Annotated in this window: 1 protein-coding gene; it reads right to left on the bottom strand. The window is 73.4% G+C overall.

From position 1 onward, the window contains the following. A partial coding sequence (locus tag P1P70_RS45270; protein WP_319248408.1) for a zinc-binding dehydrogenase occupies positions 1-812 on the bottom strand: 812 nt, incomplete at both ends.

The raw sequence follows: 812 nt of genomic DNA, 5'->3' as shown, positions 1-812 counted from the left end.
CGCCCCTCCCCCGCGTCCTCCGCCGCCTTCGCGAAGTCCTCCACGGGATAGGTGGCCGTGACCAGCTCGTCCAGGAGCAGTCGCCCCTCCCGGTACAGGTCGGCGTAGAGGGCGATGTCCCGCTGGGGTCGCGACGACCCGTAGCGGCAGCCCAGGATCGACTTGTCCAGGTAGAGGGAGGAGACGAGGAAGGAGGCCTCGGCGGTCGCGGCCGGCACGCCGAGCAGGATCGCCTGCCCGTGCCGGTCCAGCAGGTCGACGGCTTGGCGGATGAGGTCGACCCGGCCGACGCACTCGAACGCGTGGTCGGCTCCGGTGGGGAGGATGTCCCGCACCCCTTCCACGGACGTCAGGAAGTGCGTGGCCCCGAACCGCCGCGCCACCGCCTCCTTCTCCGGGTTGGCGTCCACGGCGACGATCCGGGTCGCCCCGGCGATCCGCGCGCCCTGCACCACGTTGAGCCCGATCCCCCCGGTCCCGATGACGACGACGCTCTCACCCCGGTCGACGCGGGCCCGGTTGAGCACGGCTCCCACCCCGGTCAGCACCCCGCACCCGATCAGCGCGGCGGAGGTCAGGGGGATGTCCTCCGGTATCCGGACGACCTGCACGGCCTTGACCACCGTCTGTTCCGCGAAGGCGGAGTTCGACGCGAACTGGAACACCTCCCGCCCGCCCCGCGAGAACGGCCGCGTGGGCCGCCCGATCGCCCGTCGGCACATGGTCGGCCGCCCCCGGTCGCAGTCGGCGCAGGCCCCGCAGTTGGCGAGGGTGGACAGGGCGACGTGGTCCCCGGGCCGGACGTGCCGGAC

The organism is Streptomyces sp. MB09-02B (assembly GCF_033794485.1).
Lineage (GTDB): Bacteria > Actinomycetota > Actinomycetes > Streptomycetales > Streptomycetaceae > Streptomyces.
The sequence above is the reverse complement of the archived record's forward strand: the minus strand, read 5'-3'. Positions and strand labels throughout refer to the sequence as shown.